We start from the raw sequence: 16,054 nt of genomic DNA, 5'->3' as shown, positions 1-16,054 counted from the left end.
AGGAAATCACCATGGCACGTGCGGTCGGCATCGACCTGGGCACGACTAACTCCGTCGTCAGCGTTCTGGAGGGCGGCGAGCCCACCGTCATCACCAACGCCGAGGGTGCCAGGACCACGCCGTCCGTCGTCGCCTTCGCCAAGAACGGCGAGGTGCTGGTCGGCGAGGTCGCCAAGCGCCAGGCCGTCACCAACGTCGACAGGACCATCCGGTCGGTCAAGCGCCACATGGGCACCGACTGGAAGATCAACCTCGACGGCAAGGACTTCAACCCGCAGCAGATCAGCGCGTTCGTGCTGCAGAAGCTGAAGCGGGACGCCGAGGCCTACCTGGGCGAGAAGGTGACCGACGCGGTCATCACCGTCCCGGCGTACTTCAACGACGCCGAGCGCCAGGCCACGAAGGAGGCCGGCGAGATCGCCGGTCTGAACGTGCTGCGCATCGTCAACGAGCCCACCGCGGCCGCCCTGGCCTACGGCCTCGACAAGGACGACCAGACCATCCTGGTCTTCGACCTCGGTGGCGGCACCTTCGACGTCTCGCTGCTGGAGATCGGCGACGGCGTCGTCGAGGTGAAGGCCACCAACGGCGACAACCACCTCGGTGGTGACGACTGGGACCAGCGTGTCGTCGACTACCTGGTCAAGCAGTTCCAGTCCGGTCACGGCGTGGACCTGAGCAAGGACAAGATGGCCCTCCAGCGCCTGCGCGAGGCGGCGGAGAAGGCCAAGATCGAGCTGTCCTCGTCCACCGAGACCTCGATCAACCTGCCCTACATCACCGCCTCGGCCGAGGGTCCGCTGCACCTGGACGAGAAGCTCACCCGCGCGCAGTTCCAGCAGCTGACCGCGGATCTGCTGGAGCGCTGCAAGACGCCGTTCCACAACGTCATCAAGGACGCCGGCATCTCCATCAGCGGCATCGACCACGTCGTGCTCGTCGGTGGCTCCACCCGTATGCCCGCCGTCGCCGAGCTCGTCAAGGAGCTGACCGGCGGCAAGGAGGCCAACAAGGGTGTGAACCCGGACGAGGTCGTCGCCATCGGCGCCTCGCTCCAGGCCGGTGTCCTCAAGGGCGAGGTCAAGGACGTCCTGCTCCTCGACGTCACCCCGCTGTCCCTCGGCATCGAGACCAAGGGCGGCATCATGACCAAGCTGATCGAGCGCAACACCACGATCCCGACCAAGCGGTCCGAGATCTTCACCACGGCCGAGGACAACCAGCCGTCCGTGCAGATCCAGGTCTACCAGGGCGAGCGCGAGATCGCGGCGTACAACAAGAAGCTCGGGATGTTCGAGCTGACCGGTCTGCCGCCGGCGCCCCGCGGCGTCCCGCAGATCGAGGTGTCCTTCGACATCGACGCCAACGGCATCATGCACGTGACCGCGAAGGACCTGGGCACGGGCAAGGAGCAGAAGATGACCGTCACCGGCGGCTCCTCGCTGCCGAAGGACGAGGTCGACCGCATGCGCCAGGAGGCCGAGCAGTACGCGGAGGAGGACCACAAGCGCCGCGAGGCCGCCGAGACCCGCAACCAGGGCGAGCAGCTCGTCTACCAGACCGAGAAGTTCCTCAAGGACAACGAGGACAAGGTCCCGGGCGAGATCAAGACCGAGGTCGAGGAAGCCGTCGCCGAGCTGAAGGAGAAGCTCAAGGGCGAGGACTCCGCCGAGATCCGCAGCGCCACGGAGAAGGTCGCGGCCGTCTCCCAGAAGCTGGGCCAGGCCATGTACGCCGACGCCCAGGGCGCCCAGGCCGCCGGCGGCGCGTCCGCCGGTGCCGGTGAGGCCAAGGCCGACGACGACGTGGTGGACGCCGAGATCGTCGACGACGAGCGCAAGGACGGTGCCGCGTGACGGAGGAGACCCCGGGCTTCGACGAGCAGCAGCAGGCTCAGCAGGGCCAGCAGCAGCCGGCGCAGCAGCCCGACGTCCCCTCCGGCGCCACCTCTGACGACGCCGAGCCGCAGGCCGCCTCCTCCGCCAAGGAGGAGGGGGCGGCCCCGGCCGGGGACGCGGCACAGACCGCCGGCCTGACGGCGCAGCTGGACCAGGCCCGCACGGCGCTGGCCGAGCGCACGGCGGACCTGCAGCGGCTGCAGGCGGAGTTCCAGAACTACCGGCGCCGGGTCGAGCGCGACCGGGTCGCGGTGAAGGAGATCGCGATCGCGAACCTCCTCACCGAGCTCCTGCCCGTGCTAGACGACATCGGGCGCGCACGGGAGCACGGCGAACTGGTGGGCGGTTTCAAGTCCGTCGGCGAGTCGCTGGAGACCGTGGCGGCGAAGATGGGGCTGCAGCAGTTCGGCAAGGAGGGCGAGCCCTTCGACCCGACGATCCACGAGGCGCTGATGCACAGCTACGCGCCGGACGTCACCGAGACGACGTGCGTGGCGATTCTGCAGCCCGGGTACCGGATCGGCGAGCGCACCATCCGCCCCGCGCGGGTGGCCGTGGCCGAGCCGCAGCCGGGCGCGCAGACGGTCCGGCCGGCGGAGGACTCCGCCGCGGCCAAGCCCGCCGAGCAGGCCGAGGACAAGGAGAACGGTGGCCCGGACGAGGGCTGACGTCGAAACGAACGCAGGAAAGGAGGGGCGTCGGGGATGAGCACCAAGGACTTCATCGAGAAGGACTACTACAAGGTCCTCGGCGTCCCCAAGGACGCCACCGAGGCCGAGATCAAGAAGGCGTACCGGAAGCTCGCCCGCGAGTTCCACCCGGACGCCAACAAGGGCAACGCCAGGGCCGAGGAGCGCTTCAAGGAGATCTCCGAGGCGAACGACGTCCTCGGCGACCCCAAGAAGCGCAAGGAGTACGACGAGGCCCGCGCCCTGTTCGGCAACGGCGGGTTCCGCCCGGGTCCGGGCGCGGGCGGCGGCTCCTTCAACTTCGACCTGGGCGACCTCTTCGGAGGCGGCGCCCAGGGCGGGGGAGCCGGCGGCTTCGGCGGTGGCATAGGTGACGTCTTCGGGGGCCTGTTCAACCGGGGCGGCACGGGTGGCCCGCGGACCCAGCCCCGGCGCGGCCAGGACATCGAGTCCGAGGTCACGCTGAGCTTCACGGAGGCCATCGAGGGCGCGACGGTGCCGCTGCGCATGTCCTCGCAGGCGCCGTGCAAGGCCTGTTCGGGCACCGGCGACAAGAACGGCACGCCGCGCGTGTGCCCGACCTGCGTTGGCACCGGGCAGGTGGCGCGCGGCTCGGGCGGCGGGTTCTCGCTCACCGACCCGTGCCCGGACTGCAAGGGCCGTGGCCTGATCGCGGAGCACCCGTGCGACGTCTGCAAGGGCTCGGGGCGCGCCAAGTCGTCCCGGACCATGCAGGTGCGCATCCCCGCGGGCGTCTTTGACGGCCAGCGGATCCGGCTGCGCGGCAAGGGCGCGCCGGGCGAGCGGGGCGGACCGGCGGGCGACCTCTACGTCGTCGTGCACGTCGGCTCCCACCCGGTCTTCGGCCGCAAGGGCGACAACCTCACCGTCACCGTGCCGGTGACGTACCCGGAGGCCGCCCTCGGCGGCGAGGTCCGGGTGCCGACGCTCGGCGGGCCGCCGGTGACGCTGAAGCTGCCTCCGGGCACGCCGAACGGCCGTACGATGCGCGCCCGTGGCAAGGGCGCGGTCCGCAAGGACGGCACCCGCGGGGACCTGTTGGTCACCGTGGAGGTGAGTGTTCCGAAGGACCTGTCGGGGAAGGCTCGTGACGCGCTGGAGGCGTATCGCGAGGCGACCGCGGGCGAGGACCCGCGGGCGGAGCTGTTCGAGGCCGCGAAGGGAGCATGAGGGAGATGGACGGCCGCCGCCGCAACCCGTACGAACTGACGGAAGACACACCGGTGTACGTCATCTCGGTGGCCGCCCAGCTGTCCGGACTGCATCCGCAGACCCTCCGTCAGTACGACCGGCTGGGCCTGGTCTCCCCGGACCGCACGGCCGGGCGGGGCCGCCGCTACTCGGCCCGCGACATCGAACTCCTGCGCCAGGTGCAGCAGTTGTCACAGGACGAGGGCATCAACCTGGCCGGCATCAAGCGGATCATCGAACTGGAGAACCAGGTCGCCGCGCTGCAGTCCCGCGTCGCGGAGCTGCAGTCGGCCCTGGACGGCGCGGCGGCCACGATGCGCCAGCGCGAGGCGGCCGTCCACGCCTCCTACCGGCGCGACCTGGTCCCGTACCAGGAGGTCCAGCAGACCAGCGCGCTGGTGGTGTGGCGGCCCAAGAAGCGCCAGCAGCAGTCGGACTGACCCGCACACGAGTGGAACACCAGGGCCGGGAGGCGTCGACCTCCCGGCCCTTCCGCGTGCCCGGCGCGGGGCGTGACGCGTGTCCGGGCGCGGTGGTGCGGTGCCCGCGATCGGGATGGCCGGGTTCGTTCGGTTGTCCGGCCGGGAGCGGAACTGGCGGGCGAGGAAGGCCACGTGGCGACTCGTGGGGAATCGCGGCGGTTGTGGTGATCTCTGCCGGCTCGTGAACCGACCGCACGGTGAAGGGCCGGTAAAGGGCGGTTGCAGAGAGTTCCGCAGACCCTTCACGAGATAGCGGAGCGTGCTGTTGTCATGTCGTTAAGTGGCATCTCTTGACGCCGGTGCCCGGTGCCGCGTTGGCTTTTCAGTCACCTGGGTCGCACTGCTGCACCCACGTCCGGAAGGCACCAGAAGTGAGCTCCTCGATGCGTCGTATCGCCATAGCCGTGGTCGGCTCCACGCTGACCCTCTCGCTGTCCGCCTGCGGTGCGTTCGGCGGGTCGGAGAGCGAGAGCGACGCCGGACCGACCAAGGGCGCCGAGGTGACGGTGGGTCTGCTGCTGCCGGAGACCGCGAACACGCGGTACGAGAAGTTCGACTACCCGATCATCAAGCGGAAGGTCGCCTCGCTCACCCGGGACAAGGGCCGGGTGCAGTACGCCAACGCCGAGGCGGACGCCGACCGCCAGAACGACCAGATGCAGAAGATGATCGACGACAAGGTCGACGTCATCCTGCTCGACGCGGTCGACTCGCACGCCGTCGCCGGCCAGGTGAAGAAGGCCAAGGACGCCGGCATCGCGGTCATCGCCTACGACCGGCTGGCCGAGGGCCCGATCGACGCCTACGTCTCCTTCGACAACGAGCTGGTCGGCGAGGTGCAGGGCCGGACGCTGCTGGAGGCGATGGGCCCGGGCGTCGACACCTCCAAGAAGATCGTCATGATGAACGGCTCGCCCACCGACCCGAACGCCGCGCAGTTCAAGGAGGGCGCGCTCGCCCAGCTGAACGGCAAGGTGACGATCGCCGAGGAGTTCGACACCAAGGGCTGGAAGCCGGAGAACGCCGAGGCGAACATGGCCGAGGCGATCAATAACATCGGCAAGGGCGGCATCGCCGGTGTCTACTCCGCCAACGACGGCATGGCGGGCGGTGTCATCAAGGCCCTCAAGGCCGCGGGCGTCACCAAGATGCCGCCGGTCACCGGTCAGGACGCCGAACTCGACGCGGTGCAGCGGATCGTCAGCGGCGAGCAGTTCATGAGCGTGTACAAGTCCTACCCGACGGAGGCCGAGACGGCCGCCGAGATGGCCGTCGCCAAGGTGCAGGGCAAGGACATCCAGTTCGACTCGCTCACCCGCGACAGGGTCAGCAGCCCCACCAACAGCAACATCCCGGCGCAGCTCGTCTCCGTCGTCGCGCTGACCAGGAGCAACATCGAGGACACCGTCATCGCCGACGGCATCTACAAGAAGTCCGACATCTGCGCCGGCAAGTACAAGTCGGCGTGCGACGCCATCGGCCTGTAACAGGCCGGAATTCGCCCCCGGAGGCGGACAAAGCGGCGTGCGGACGGCCCTTCCCGAGGGGCCGTCCGCCGCTCTTTTTCCGGGGCCGTCCGTGCCGCCTCCTCCGGGGCCGTCCGCGCCGTTCTCGCGCGCCGGTCCCGCCGGGTGAGGTTCCGGTCGCCGATCGCTCCCGGCCCTGCCCGTGTTCGCACGTGCGACGGCCTCCCGTGCCCGTACGGGGCCGTGCCCCCGCGCGGCTCGGCCCGCGCCCGTCACGTTGCTGCAACGCCTGTGCCGGAGGGTCGGACGCAGTGGGCCATACCCGTGCTTTCCGGCCGCCGTCATGGGGGTACCCGTGTTGCGGAGCTGGTCCGGTCCGCGCATAGTTGCGCTGCGGAAGAGGCGGAACCGGGGGTGTGATGGGCCATGGCCGGGCACGGGACGGAGGAGCATCCTCACGGTGCCGACCGACTGTGCGAGGCCGGGGATCGCGTGTATTCCCGGGCCGTACGGCGCGGCCGGGTGTCCCGCCGCGACGCCGAGCCGGTGCCGTGCCTGCTGGAACTGGCCCTGCTGCACCCCGACCCCGACGACATGGACTGGCTGGTGCCCACGGCGCCGCAGGAGGTCATCACCCGCCTGCTGCGCGGGATGTACGACGAGGTCAGCGAGAGCCACCGGCGGGTCGGCTCGGTGGTGGCGGCGTTCGAGCGGTACGCCGGCCTCGGCCGCGAGGTCAGGGTGCCCTCGGCCGCGGCGGAGGGCACGGCCATCCGCGTCCTGGACGGCCTGCCCCGCATCCAGGCGGCCATGGACGAGGCGACGGAGGCGTGCCGCACGGAGGTGCTGACGGTCCAGCCCGGCGGCATCCGGCGCGAGCACGAGCTGTCGGAGGGCCTGCACCGGGCCCTGGCGCTGCGCGGCCGCGGCGTGCGCATGCGCGACCTGTACACCCACGTGGCGCGGCACGGCCAGGGACTGCTCACCTATCTGGAGCTGATGGGCGACGCCGTCGAGGCGCGCACGCTGGACGAGGTCATCGACCGGCTGATCCTCTTCGACCGCACGGTCGCCTTCATCCCCGCCAACACCGACCGCACGATGGCGCTGGAGCTGCGCCACCCGGCCCTCGTGGAGTACCTGTTCACGGTGTTCGAGCGGCTGTGGCGGCTGGCGATCCCGCTGACCGCGCCGCTGCCGGACACCGGGATCGAGGGCATCTCCCACCGCGAGCAGTCCATCGCCGCGCTGCTGGCCGAGGGCCACCAGGACGCCGTGATCGCCGAACGGCTCGGCATCAGCGTCCGCACCTGCCGTGCGCACATCGCGCGGCTGTCGGAGACGCTGGGCGCCGCGAGCCGGACGCAGCTGGGCGTGCGCATCGCCCAGGCCGGGCTGGACGGGCCGCCGCGCACCGCGGCCCTGCCCGCGGTCCCCGGGCCGGGCCGGCCGTTCCCGACCGGCCGCTGATCCGGCCGGCCGTCGGCCCGGCGGGGCCGGCCGTCCGTGACGGCGGTCCTCACGGCTTCTGGTCGAGGATTCCCGACTGGGCGATGAGGAAGCCGAGCTGGGCCCGGCTGCCGCTGCCGAGGGCGGTGGCGAGCTTGGCGATGTGGGCGCGGCAGGTGCGCACGTTCATGCCCAGGCGGCGGGCGATGGCCTCGTCGACGTGGCCTTCGACGAGGAGCTTGGCGATCGAGTGCTGGATCTCGGTGATGCCGTCGGGGGCGGTCTCGTAGGGCGCGCCGGCGCTGAGGGGCACGGCCCGGTTCCACATGAACTCGAAGACCTGGATGAGGTAGCGCACCAGGCCGGGGTGGCGCAGTTCCAGCGCGACCTGCCGGTCCTCGCGGATGGGAATGAAGGCGACGGTGTCGTCGCAGACGACGAGCCGTTCGACCAGCTCGTCGATCGTGCGTATCTCGACCTTGCCGTCGGCGATCTGGTCGACGTAGGCGAGCCGTTCGGGGCTGTGCCGGGCCGTGTGCTGGTACAGAGTGCGGAGTTTGACGCCGCGTTCGAGCAGCGGCTTGTCGCGCTCCAGTCCCTCCAGGGTCCTGCGTTCGGGCCGGCGGCCGCTCGGCTGGACCGTGAGCATCTCCGTCCGGCACTGGGCGGTCGCCAGGTCCAGGGCCGCGTTGATGCGGTCCAGTCCCTCCAGGACCGTGATCGCGTGGGTGGGGGCGGCGGCCTGCGCGCTGAGGGCCATGAACGGCTCGAAAGCATCCGCCAGTTCGATGGACCGCCGCCGGCGGTCGCTGATCTCCCGTTCGAGGGGGTTGAGCCGCTGGGCCAGGGCGACCCCCGGGGGGACCGGGCGCAGCCAGTTCGCGTCGTCGGGATCGGGGTGGAGCAGGGCGAACTCCGTGAGGCAGGGGGCGGATTCCGCGTCCGCGCGCGCGACACGCCCCATGCGCAGGGCATTCGCGTAGAGTCGGCTGCCTTCCTCGCACAGCTCGGTCACGGCATGGGGATGTGTGGCTTTAGTCCGATTCGTTGTCAAATCTCCACCCCCCAGGGTCCTGAACGTGCAGGAACATGATGCACCGATTGTGTGGCCATGACGTGCCTGAATGAGCCATCGTCTTACTCGACGGGGGAAGAGGGGACCTTCAAGTGAGGACGAAGCCGACTATGCGTAAGAGAATGCTTCGCTCGGTGCTTGTCGCCATCTTCTCTGCCGTTGTGGCCTTCGGATCGCTGAGTGGCCTCTCCGGCGCGAAGAGCGACGCACGAGCGGACAGTGTCTGGTCCGTGGCGCCGGCCCGGGTGGACGCCGACGGGGACGGCGCCACGGGCACGGACGACAGCGTCTGGTCCTTGGCGCCCGTCACGACGGGCGACGCCGGCGGCGACACTCCGCTCGGAACAGACGACAGCGTCTGGAGCTGACGTGAGCACTCCACCCGACGACCGCTCCTTCCGACGGGAAATGGCGACCGCCTACCGTTCCGGCTGGCACTTCATCGACCTGGTCACCGCCATCCCCCACAGCGGTGACTCGCTGATGGTGACCGTCTTCGGTGAACCGGTCGTCGTCACGCGGGACGAGGACGGAGACGTACGGGCGTACCGGTGCCTGCGGCGGCCTCGGGGGGCGCCGCAGCCCGTGCGATGTGCCGTCCGGTACGGAATGATCTTCGTGAACCTCGACCAGCGAGACCACCGGCAGGTGGCCCCGGAGACCGCCACCTCCAGAACCATCTCGGCCACCCCCCGCAGTGCCTGACGCGATTCCCCCGTCGTAACAGATCGCTCAGGCGCTTCCCCCCGCAGCGGCGTCACCGTGACCTGAACACGGTGACGCCGCTGCAGTTTCGGGGGGACATGTCCGGACTCCCGCCGCGGGCACGCCGGCTGGAAACGGCTGGTGCCCCGCCCCGCACCGTGACGGCGTCAGGCGCTCCCCAGCGCCCCCGTCAGTTCGATCTCGATCACCACCCGGGACGGATTGGGCCGCGGCGCCCGGTAGCGCTCGGCGTACCGCCGCTCCGCCTCCGTGACCCGCTCCGGCTCGCTCCGGACGAACGCGCGTCCTTCGAGGGTCGCCCACCGGCGCCCCTCCACCTGGCACACCGCGACCGGTGCCCCCTCGGGCCCGGCCGCGCGCACGTGCCGCGCCTTCGCGCTCGTTCCGCTGGTGATCACCCGGGCCAGCCGCGCCCCGGGGTCGTACGTCACTCCGACGGGCACCACGTGCGGGGTGCCGTCCGCACGGACGGTCGTCAGCGTGCACAGGTGCCGTTCCCGCCAGAAGCTGAGGTACGGCGCGTCGGGGTCGCCCGGGTCGCGGGCATACGTGGAGACCATGGCCCGGAACTTAGTGCGCCCGGATGTCCCGCGCCGCCCTTGAGTGGAATAGACTCAACTTTGTGCACGTTGACTGAGTCAGGGACCGAGACGCAGGCAGAGGGCCGACGCCATAGAAGGAGAAGGGGACTGTGGACGCCGAGCTGACCAACAGGAGCCGGGACGCGATCAACGCGGCCAGCAACCGGGCCGTGACCGAGGGGCACCCGGACCTCACCCCCGCGCACCTGCTCCTCGCGCTGCTCGAGGGGCAGGAGAACGAGAACATCATCGACCTGCTGGCGGCCGTGGACGCCGACCAGGCCTCCGTCCGCGCCGGGACCGAGCGCCTGCTGGCCGCGCTGCCCCGCGTGACCGGGTCCACCGTCGCGCCGCCGCAGCCCAACCGCGACCTGCTCGCGGTGATCGCGGACGCGCAGACCCGGGCCAAGGAGCTCGGGGACGACTACCTGTCCACCGAGCACCTGCTCATCGGCGTCGCCGCCAAGGGCGGCGCGGCCGGCGAGGTGCTCACCCGGCACGGAGCCAGTGCCGGCAAGCTGCAGGACGCCTTTGCGAAGGCGAGGGGAGGACGCCGGGTGACCACACCTGACCCGGAGGGCCAGTACAAGGCCCTGGAGAAGTTCGGCACCGACTTCACGGCCGCGGCCCGCGAGGGCAAGCTCGACCCGGTCATCGGCCGGGACCAGGAGATCCGCCGCGTCGTGCAGGTGCTGTCCCGCCGCACCAAGAACAACCCGGTCCTCATCGGCGAGCCCGGCGTCGGCAAGACCGCCGTCGTCGAGGGGCTGGCCCAGCGGATCCTCAAGGGCGACGTGCCCGAGTCCCTCAAGGACAAGCGGCTGGTGGCCCTCGACCTGGGCGCGATGGTGGCGGGTGCCAAGTACCGCGGCGAGTTCGAGGAGCGGCTGAAGGCCGTGCTCTCCGAGATCAAGGAGAGCGACGGGCAGATCATCACGTTCATCGACGAGCTGCACACCGTCGTCGGCGCCGGCGCGGGCGGCGACTCCGCCATGGACGCCGGCAACATGCTCAAGCCGATGCTGGCCCGCGGCGAGCTGCGCATGATCGGCGCGACCACGCTCGACGAGTACCGCGAGCGCATCGAGAAGGACCCCGCGCTGGAGCGCCGCTTCCAGCAGGTGTTCGTCGGCGAGCCGAGCGTGGAGGACACCGTCGCGATCCTGCGCGGGCTCAAGGGACGCTACGAGGCCCACCACAAGGTGCAGATCAACGACTCCGCGCTGGTGGCCGCCGCGACCCTGTCCGACCGGTACATCACCTCCCGCTTCCTGCCCGACAAGGCCATCGACCTCGTCGACGAGTCGGCCTCCCGGCTGCGCATGGAGATCGACTCCTCCCCGGTGGAGATCGACGAGCTGCAGCGCGCCGTCGACCGGCTGCGGATGGAGGAGCTGGCCCTCAGCAAGGAGACCGACAAGGCCTCCAAGGAGCGGCTGGAGAAGCTGCGCCGCGACCTCGCCGACAAGGAGGAGGAGCTGCGCGGCCTGACCGCCCGCTGGGAGAAGGAGAAGCAGTCCCTCAACCGCGTCGGCGAGCTGAAGGAGAGGCTCGACGACCTGCGCGGCCAGGCCGAGCGCGCCCAGCGCGACGGCGACTTCGACACCGCCTCCAAACTGCTCTACGGGGAGATCCCGACACTGGAGAAGGAACTGGAGGCCGCCTCGCAGGCCGAGGAGGAGGCCGCCAGGGACACCATGGTCAAGGAGGAGGTCGGTCCCGACGACATCGCGGACGTCGTCGCCTCCTGGACCGGCATCCCGGCCGGCCGCCTGCTGGAGGGCGAGACGCAGAAGCTGCTGCGCATGGAGGACGAGATCGGCAAGCGGCTCATCGGGCAGTCCGAGGCCGTGCGCGCCGTCTCCGACGCCGTCCGCCGCAGCCGGGCCGGCATCTCCGACCCGGACCGCCCGACCGGCTCGTTCCTGTTCCTCGGCCCGACGGGCGTGGGCAAGACGGAGCTGGCCAAGGCGCTCGCGGACTTCCTCTTCGACGACGAGCGGGCGATGGTCCGCATCGACATGTCGGAGTACAGCGAGAAGCACAGCGTGGCCCGGCTGGTCGGCGCCCCGCCCGGGTACGTCGGCTACGAGGAGGGCGGCCAGCTGACGGAGGCGGTGCGCCGCCGCCCGTACAGCGTCGTCCTGCTCGACGAGGTGGAGAAGGCCCACCCGGAGGTCTTCGACATCCTCCTGCAGGTGCTCGACGACGGCCGCCTGACGGACGGCCAGGGACGGACGGTGGACTTCCGCAACACCATCCTGATCCTGACCTCCAACCTGGGCAGCCAGTTCCTGGTCGACCCGCTGACCAGCGAGGAGGAGAAGAAGGAGCAGGTGCTGGAGGTGGTCCGCTCCTCCTTCAAGCCCGAGTTCCTCAACCGCCTGGACGACCTGGTCGTCTTCTCCGCGCTGACCAAGCCGGAGCTGGAGCGGATCGCACAGCTCCAGATCGACCGGCTGGCCCGGCGGCTGGCGGAGCGCCGCCTGAGCCTGGAGGTCACCCCCGAGGCGCTGGCCTGGCTCGCCGAGGAGGGCCTGGACCCGGCGTACGGCGCCCGTCCGCTGCGCCGCCTGGTGCAGACCGCGATCGGTGACCGGCTCGCCAAGGAGATCCTCTCGGGCGAGGTCACGGACGGCGACACGGTCCGCGTGGACCGCCACGGCGAGGGCCTCCTCGTCGGCCCGGCCACCGGCAAGATGCTGTAGAGCACGATCCCCGTCCCCGTGGAACGCCTCGGCCCCCCTCACCGTGAGAGGAGCCGAGGCGTTCGCCGTGCGAGGTGTCGGAGCGGGGCCGGACCGGGTACTCGGCAGGCGGCCCGCCCCGGTGACCGGATCGTGTCAGCCCTGGGCTGACAGGGGGCGCCGGGGCTTGCCACCACCCTCCCCGCATGGGGGAGGATGGCGAGATCCGTACGAAGGGAAAAACACGGTGAGCATCGACCCGTCCTCGATTCCGAACTTCGGGGGCCAGCCCGAGCCGCAGCCCCAGGGACCGGCGGGCCCCGTCGTCCCGGATCAGGACCTCGTGAAGCAGCTCCTGGACCAGATGGAGCTCAAGTACGTCGTCGACGACGAGGGTGACCTCGCGGCGCCGTGGGAGCAGTTCCGTACGTACTTCATGTTCCGCGGCGAGGGCGACCAGCAGGTCTTCTCGGTGCGGACGTTCTACGACCGGCCCCACAAGATCGACGAGAAGCCGCAGCTGCTGGAGTCCGTCGACGACTGGAACCGGCGCACCCTGTGGCCCAAGGTCTACACCCACACCCACGACGACGGCACCGTCCGCCTCATCGGCGAGGCCCAGATGCTGATCGGCATGGGCGTCAGCCTGGAGCACTTCGTCTCCTCGACGGTCAGCTGGGTCCGGGCCGCGATCGAGTTCGACAAGTGGCTCGTCGAGCAGCTCGGCCTCGAAGAGGAGATCAACGACACCGAGGACACCGGAGACGACGGCGAGTAGTCCCGCCGCCGGACCCCGCAGCGGCGCGTGCGTGACCACCGGCACGCGCCACGGATCGGCGAGAGCCCGGCCCGGGCCCCCGCCCCGACGGCGTGCGGCCCGCAGCCGGGTTCTCGCCACCGCGCCGCCGGCGTGCCCGAGCCGTCGGTGAGCGGTTCGCCGCCACCCGTGCGCGGGCGCGTCGGGCGGGCGGCGGCGGTGGGCCGGGCCGCGTACCGGGCGGCCGGAGTCAGCCCGCCAGCGCCTTCAGGCGCGCGGCCGCCTCCTGCAGCACCGTGATCTGCTTGCAGAAGGCGAAGCGGACGAAGGGCGCGCCCTGCTCCCGGTGGTCGTAGAAGACGGCGTTCGGGACGGCGACGACCCCCGCCCGCTCCGGCAGCGCCCGGCAGAAGGCGATGCCGTCGCTCTCGCCGAGCGGGCGGATGTCGGCGGTGACGAAGTAGGTGCCCCGGGGCCGGAACACCGTCAGTCCCGCCGCCGACAGCCCCTCCGACAGCACCTCCCGCTTGGCGCGCATGTCGTCGCGGAACGCGGTGAAGTACGACTCGGGAAGGGCGAGGGCCTCGGCGACCGCGTACTGGAACGGGCCCGACGCCACGTACGTCAGGAACTGCTTCGCCGAGCGCACCGCCGTCACCAGCGCGGGCGGCGCCGTGATCCAGCCGACCTTCCAGCCGGTGAACGAGAACGTCTTGCCGGCGCTCCCGATCGTCACCGTCCGCTCGCGCATCCCGGGGAAGCCGGCGAGCGGCAGGTGCTCGGCGCCGTCGAAGACGAGGTGCTCGTAGACCTCGTCGGTGACCACCAGCAGGTCGCGTTCGACGGCGAGCTCCGCGATCGCCGCCAGCTCCTCGCGCGTGAGCACGGTGCCGGTCGGGTTGTGCGGGGTGTTGATCAGCAGGAGCCGCGTCCGGCCGGTCACGGCGGCCCGCAGCTCGTCGAGGTCGAGGCGGAACGCCGGCCCGTCCGGGCCCTGCTGGTGCGGGCGCAGCGTCACGGGCACCCGCCTGCCGCCCGCCATCGCGACGCAGGCCGCGTAGGAGTCGTAGTACGGCTCCAGGGCCACGACCTCGTCGCCGGGCTCCACCAGCGCCAGCAGGGAGGCGGCGATGGCCTCGGTGGCGCCCGCCGTGACGAGCACCTCCGTGTCCGGGTCGTACTCCAGCCCGTACCGCCGGCTCTGGTGCGCGGCGACCGCGGCACGCAGCTCGGGGACGCCCGGGCCCGGCGGGTACTGGTTGCCGCGTCCGTCGCGCAGCGCCCGCACGGCCGCCTCCCGGATCTCCTCGGGGCCGTCCGTGTCGGGGAAGCCCTGTCCCAGGTTGATCGCGCCCGTGCGCACGGCCAGGGCGGACATCTCGGCGAAGATCGTCGTCCCGAACTCGGCGAGCCGGCGGTTGAGCGGGGGGCGTGCACTGGAGGTCATGCCGGCCATCCTGCGCCGAAGCTCTGGAGTTGCTCAAGTGTGCTTTGGCTGTCGTGGTGGCCGGGCATCCCCCGGTCACGCAAGGAGCGAGGCGCCCACGGGGGGCTGCTTCGGGGGAATTCCGGAGGGACTCCGGAGTATCGGAAGGAGGGTGGCGCCATGGCTTTCGGCATCATCCTGGCAGTGGCAGGGGTCGTCTTCGCGGCGGTGCTGGTGTCCGCCGTACGGGGGAACGCCCGCAGGAACAGCCGGGCCGGACGGGTGGCGCGGCCGTACCGCGGCAGCGCCGGCCGCGGCGCGCGTTCCCGCGGCGGCGACAGCAGCGGCAGTGACACCAGCGCCGCGTGGTGGGTCGCGGCCGGGGACGTGGGCGGCTCGTCCGACGACGACCGTTCCGGTGGCCACCACGCGGGCGGGGGCCACTCCGGCGGCCACCACTCCTGCGGGGGCGGGGGCCACTCCTCGTGCGGTGGCGGATCCTCTTCCTCCTGCGGCGGCGGCTCGTCGTGCGGAGGCGGCGGCGGATGCGGCGGAGGCGGCTGACACGGGGCAGCCGAGCTCCGCACGGGGCGGCCGCACGGCGCGGGGCGTTCCCGGGACTGGCCTCCCGGGGGCGCCCCGAGTGGCTTCCCGCACGCCGGGTCCCGTGCCGTATCCCGCTCAAGGGTTGAACAGTTGAACTGACGAGCCCTCTGAAGGATGGAAAGCCTACCAAGTTGGGTAAAAAGGCTGTGGCGGCCCCACTGTTCATGATTCCCTCTAAAACGCCGACGCAGCCCCCTCGGGACGTCCCGCACACACACGTCTCCTGCGCTGGGCCGACCGAGCTGTCCTCCCGCGTCCACCGGGGGGCGCCGGTCCCTGCCTCCCCGTCTTTCTGCGTGCCAGCGGAGCCCATCCATGCTCACGACCCTGAACACCTCTTACACCGATACGCGCGCGGCCGACCTGGCCTGGGCCCTGGGGCGCGAGCCGCTGCCCGCGCTGGCCACACTGGATCTCGAACTGGTGGACGCGAAACTGCAGTTGAGGCTGCTGGGCGCCTCCCACCAGGTGCTCCTGGAGGACGGCAGGGGCACCTGCTCGGAGACGGTGGCGTGCATGCCGGGCTCCAGGACCCCGCTGCCGCTCGGGGTCGCCAAGCGGACCGACGACTGGGAGTACGAGTTCGCCGCGCGCGTCGAGGTCCTCTCGCCGGGATCGTTCGCCGGCCGCGCCCAGGAGTTGCTGGCCCTCGTCTCCGACCACCCCCATGGGCTCGCCGGCGTCTTCCCCGGCAGCCCGCACGCGTTCACCGCGATGCTGGCGCAGCGCCACGGGGGCCAGGTGCACTGGCGCACCTGGCACGCCTATCCGCAGGACGGGCAGCTGGTGGCGACGCGGACGAAGGTGGGGGCCCGTTCGCGCGCGACGGCCGGGTAGGTGAGCCGTTCGGCGCCCGCCCTGCCGCGGCGCGCGCCGGGGCTCGCGCCTGTTCACCCGTTCCGGTTGCACGCGTGTGGGTGACGAAGCGTGGCACACCGGTGACGTAACGTCGCAGTCGTGATCGAACCGCACGCCCCGGCCCCGCCCCGTACGGCCGCAC

General features: G+C 71.3%; 15 protein-coding genes. 12 read left to right on the top strand and 3 right to left on the bottom strand.

Going from position 1 to position 16,054, the window contains the following annotated elements; translation table 11 throughout:
- The first annotated feature begins 11 nt into the window (after positions 1-11).
- From dnaK to ABZ920_RS15780, 6 genes are all read left to right on the top strand, one after another.
- Positions 12-1,856 carry a molecular chaperone DnaK gene (gene dnaK, locus ABZ920_RS15805; RefSeq protein ID WP_361504142.1) on the top strand — a complete coding sequence of 615 codons (1,845 nt, stop codon included), beginning with the start codon at positions 12-14 and terminating at the stop codon, positions 1,854-1,856.
- On the top strand, positions 1,853-2,566 hold the full coding sequence (gene grpE / locus ABZ920_RS15800; protein WP_361504139.1) for a nucleotide exchange factor GrpE: 714 nt from the start codon (positions 1,853-1,855) through the stop codon (positions 2,564-2,566). Before dnaK ends, grpE begins: the two co-directional genes overlap by 4 nt.
- 36 nt (positions 2,567-2,602) lie before the next feature.
- Positions 2,603-3,778, top strand: a complete 1,176-nt coding sequence (dnaJ, locus tag ABZ920_RS15795) for a molecular chaperone DnaJ (RefSeq protein WP_361504137.1) — start codon at positions 2,603-2,605, stop codon at positions 3,776-3,778.
- 5 nt (positions 3,779-3,783) lie between these two features.
- The gene (locus ABZ920_RS15790) at positions 3,784-4,239 is read left to right on the top strand and encodes a helix-turn-helix domain-containing protein (protein WP_361504239.1); all 456 of its coding nucleotides are present in this window, start codon (positions 3,784-3,786) and stop codon (positions 4,237-4,239) included.
- 425 nt (positions 4,240-4,664) lie between these two features.
- Complete coding sequence (locus tag ABZ920_RS15785) at positions 4,665-5,768, top strand: substrate-binding domain-containing protein (protein WP_361504236.1); 1,104 nt, start codon at positions 4,665-4,667, stop codon at positions 5,766-5,768.
- 405 nt (positions 5,769-6,173) lie between these two features.
- Positions 6,174-7,217 (top strand): helix-turn-helix transcriptional regulator, encoded by a 1,044-nt coding sequence (locus tag ABZ920_RS15780; protein ID WP_361504134.1) that lies wholly within the window; start codon positions 6,174-6,176, stop codon positions 7,215-7,217.
- A gap of 49 nt (positions 7,218-7,266) precedes the next feature.
- Here the strand turns inward: ABZ920_RS15780 and ABZ920_RS15775 are convergent, their stop codons facing one another.
- Positions 7,267-8,250, bottom strand: a complete 984-nt coding sequence (locus tag ABZ920_RS15775) for a helix-turn-helix transcriptional regulator (RefSeq protein ID WP_361504131.1) — start codon at positions 8,248-8,250, stop codon at positions 7,267-7,269.
- Between the two features lie 155 nt (positions 8,251-8,405).
- Between ABZ920_RS15775 and ABZ920_RS15770 the strand changes: the two genes are divergently transcribed.
- Together ABZ920_RS15770 and ABZ920_RS15765 are read left to right on the top strand one after the other, a co-directional pair.
- Positions 8,406-8,639, top strand: a complete 234-nt coding sequence (locus tag ABZ920_RS15770) for a hypothetical protein (RefSeq protein WP_361504129.1) — start codon at positions 8,406-8,408, stop codon at positions 8,637-8,639.
- Between the two features lies 1 nt (position 8,640).
- The gene (locus ABZ920_RS15765; protein WP_361504126.1) at positions 8,641-8,976 is read left to right on the top strand and encodes a hypothetical protein; all 336 of its coding nucleotides are present in this window, start codon (positions 8,641-8,643) and stop codon (positions 8,974-8,976) included.
- A gap of 167 nt (positions 8,977-9,143) precedes the next feature.
- Here the strand turns inward: ABZ920_RS15765 and ABZ920_RS15760 are convergent, their stop codons facing one another.
- Positions 9,144-9,557, bottom strand: coding sequence for a TIGR03618 family F420-dependent PPOX class oxidoreductase (locus ABZ920_RS15760; protein WP_361504124.1), 414 nt, complete (start codon positions 9,555-9,557; stop codon positions 9,144-9,146).
- Positions 9,558-9,688: 131 nt separating this feature from the next.
- Between ABZ920_RS15760 and clpB the strand changes: the two genes are divergently transcribed.
- Together clpB and ABZ920_RS15750 are read left to right on the top strand one after the other, a co-directional pair.
- Entirely contained in the window at positions 9,689-12,286 is a 2,598-nt protein-coding gene (clpB, locus tag ABZ920_RS15755) for an ATP-dependent chaperone ClpB (RefSeq protein ID WP_361504121.1), read from the top strand.
- A gap of 226 nt (positions 12,287-12,512) precedes the next feature.
- Positions 12,513-13,043, top strand: a complete 531-nt coding sequence (locus ABZ920_RS15750) for a YbjN domain-containing protein (protein WP_361504119.1) — start codon at positions 12,513-12,515, stop codon at positions 13,041-13,043.
- Positions 13,044-13,272: 229 nt separating this feature from the next.
- On the opposite strand, the gene ABZ920_RS15745 is transcribed toward ABZ920_RS15750, so the two are convergent.
- A complete protein-coding gene (locus tag ABZ920_RS15745) occupies positions 13,273-14,478 on the bottom strand; it encodes a pyridoxal phosphate-dependent aminotransferase (protein WP_361504116.1) in 1,206 nt (401 codons plus the stop codon).
- 150 nt (positions 14,479-14,628) lie between these two features.
- Between ABZ920_RS15745 and ABZ920_RS15740 the strand changes: the two genes are divergently transcribed.
- Both ABZ920_RS15740 and ABZ920_RS15735 read left to right on the top strand, forming a co-directional pair.
- The gene (locus ABZ920_RS15740; RefSeq protein ID WP_361504114.1) at positions 14,629-15,012 is read left to right on the top strand and encodes a hypothetical protein; all 384 of its coding nucleotides are present in this window, start codon (positions 14,629-14,631) and stop codon (positions 15,010-15,012) included.
- A 357-nt stretch (positions 15,013-15,369) separates the two neighbouring features.
- Complete coding sequence (locus ABZ920_RS15735) at positions 15,370-15,891, top strand: DUF2617 family protein (RefSeq protein ID WP_361504111.1); 522 nt, start codon at positions 15,370-15,372, stop codon at positions 15,889-15,891.
- Positions 15,892-16,054: the final 163 nt, after the last annotated feature.

It is taken from the genome of Streptomyces sp. NPDC046831, assembly GCF_040645305.1.
Taxonomy (GTDB): domain Bacteria; phylum Actinomycetota; class Actinomycetes; order Streptomycetales; family Streptomycetaceae; genus Streptomyces.
The sequence above is the reverse complement of the archived record's forward strand: the minus strand, read 5'-3'. Positions and strand labels throughout refer to the sequence as shown.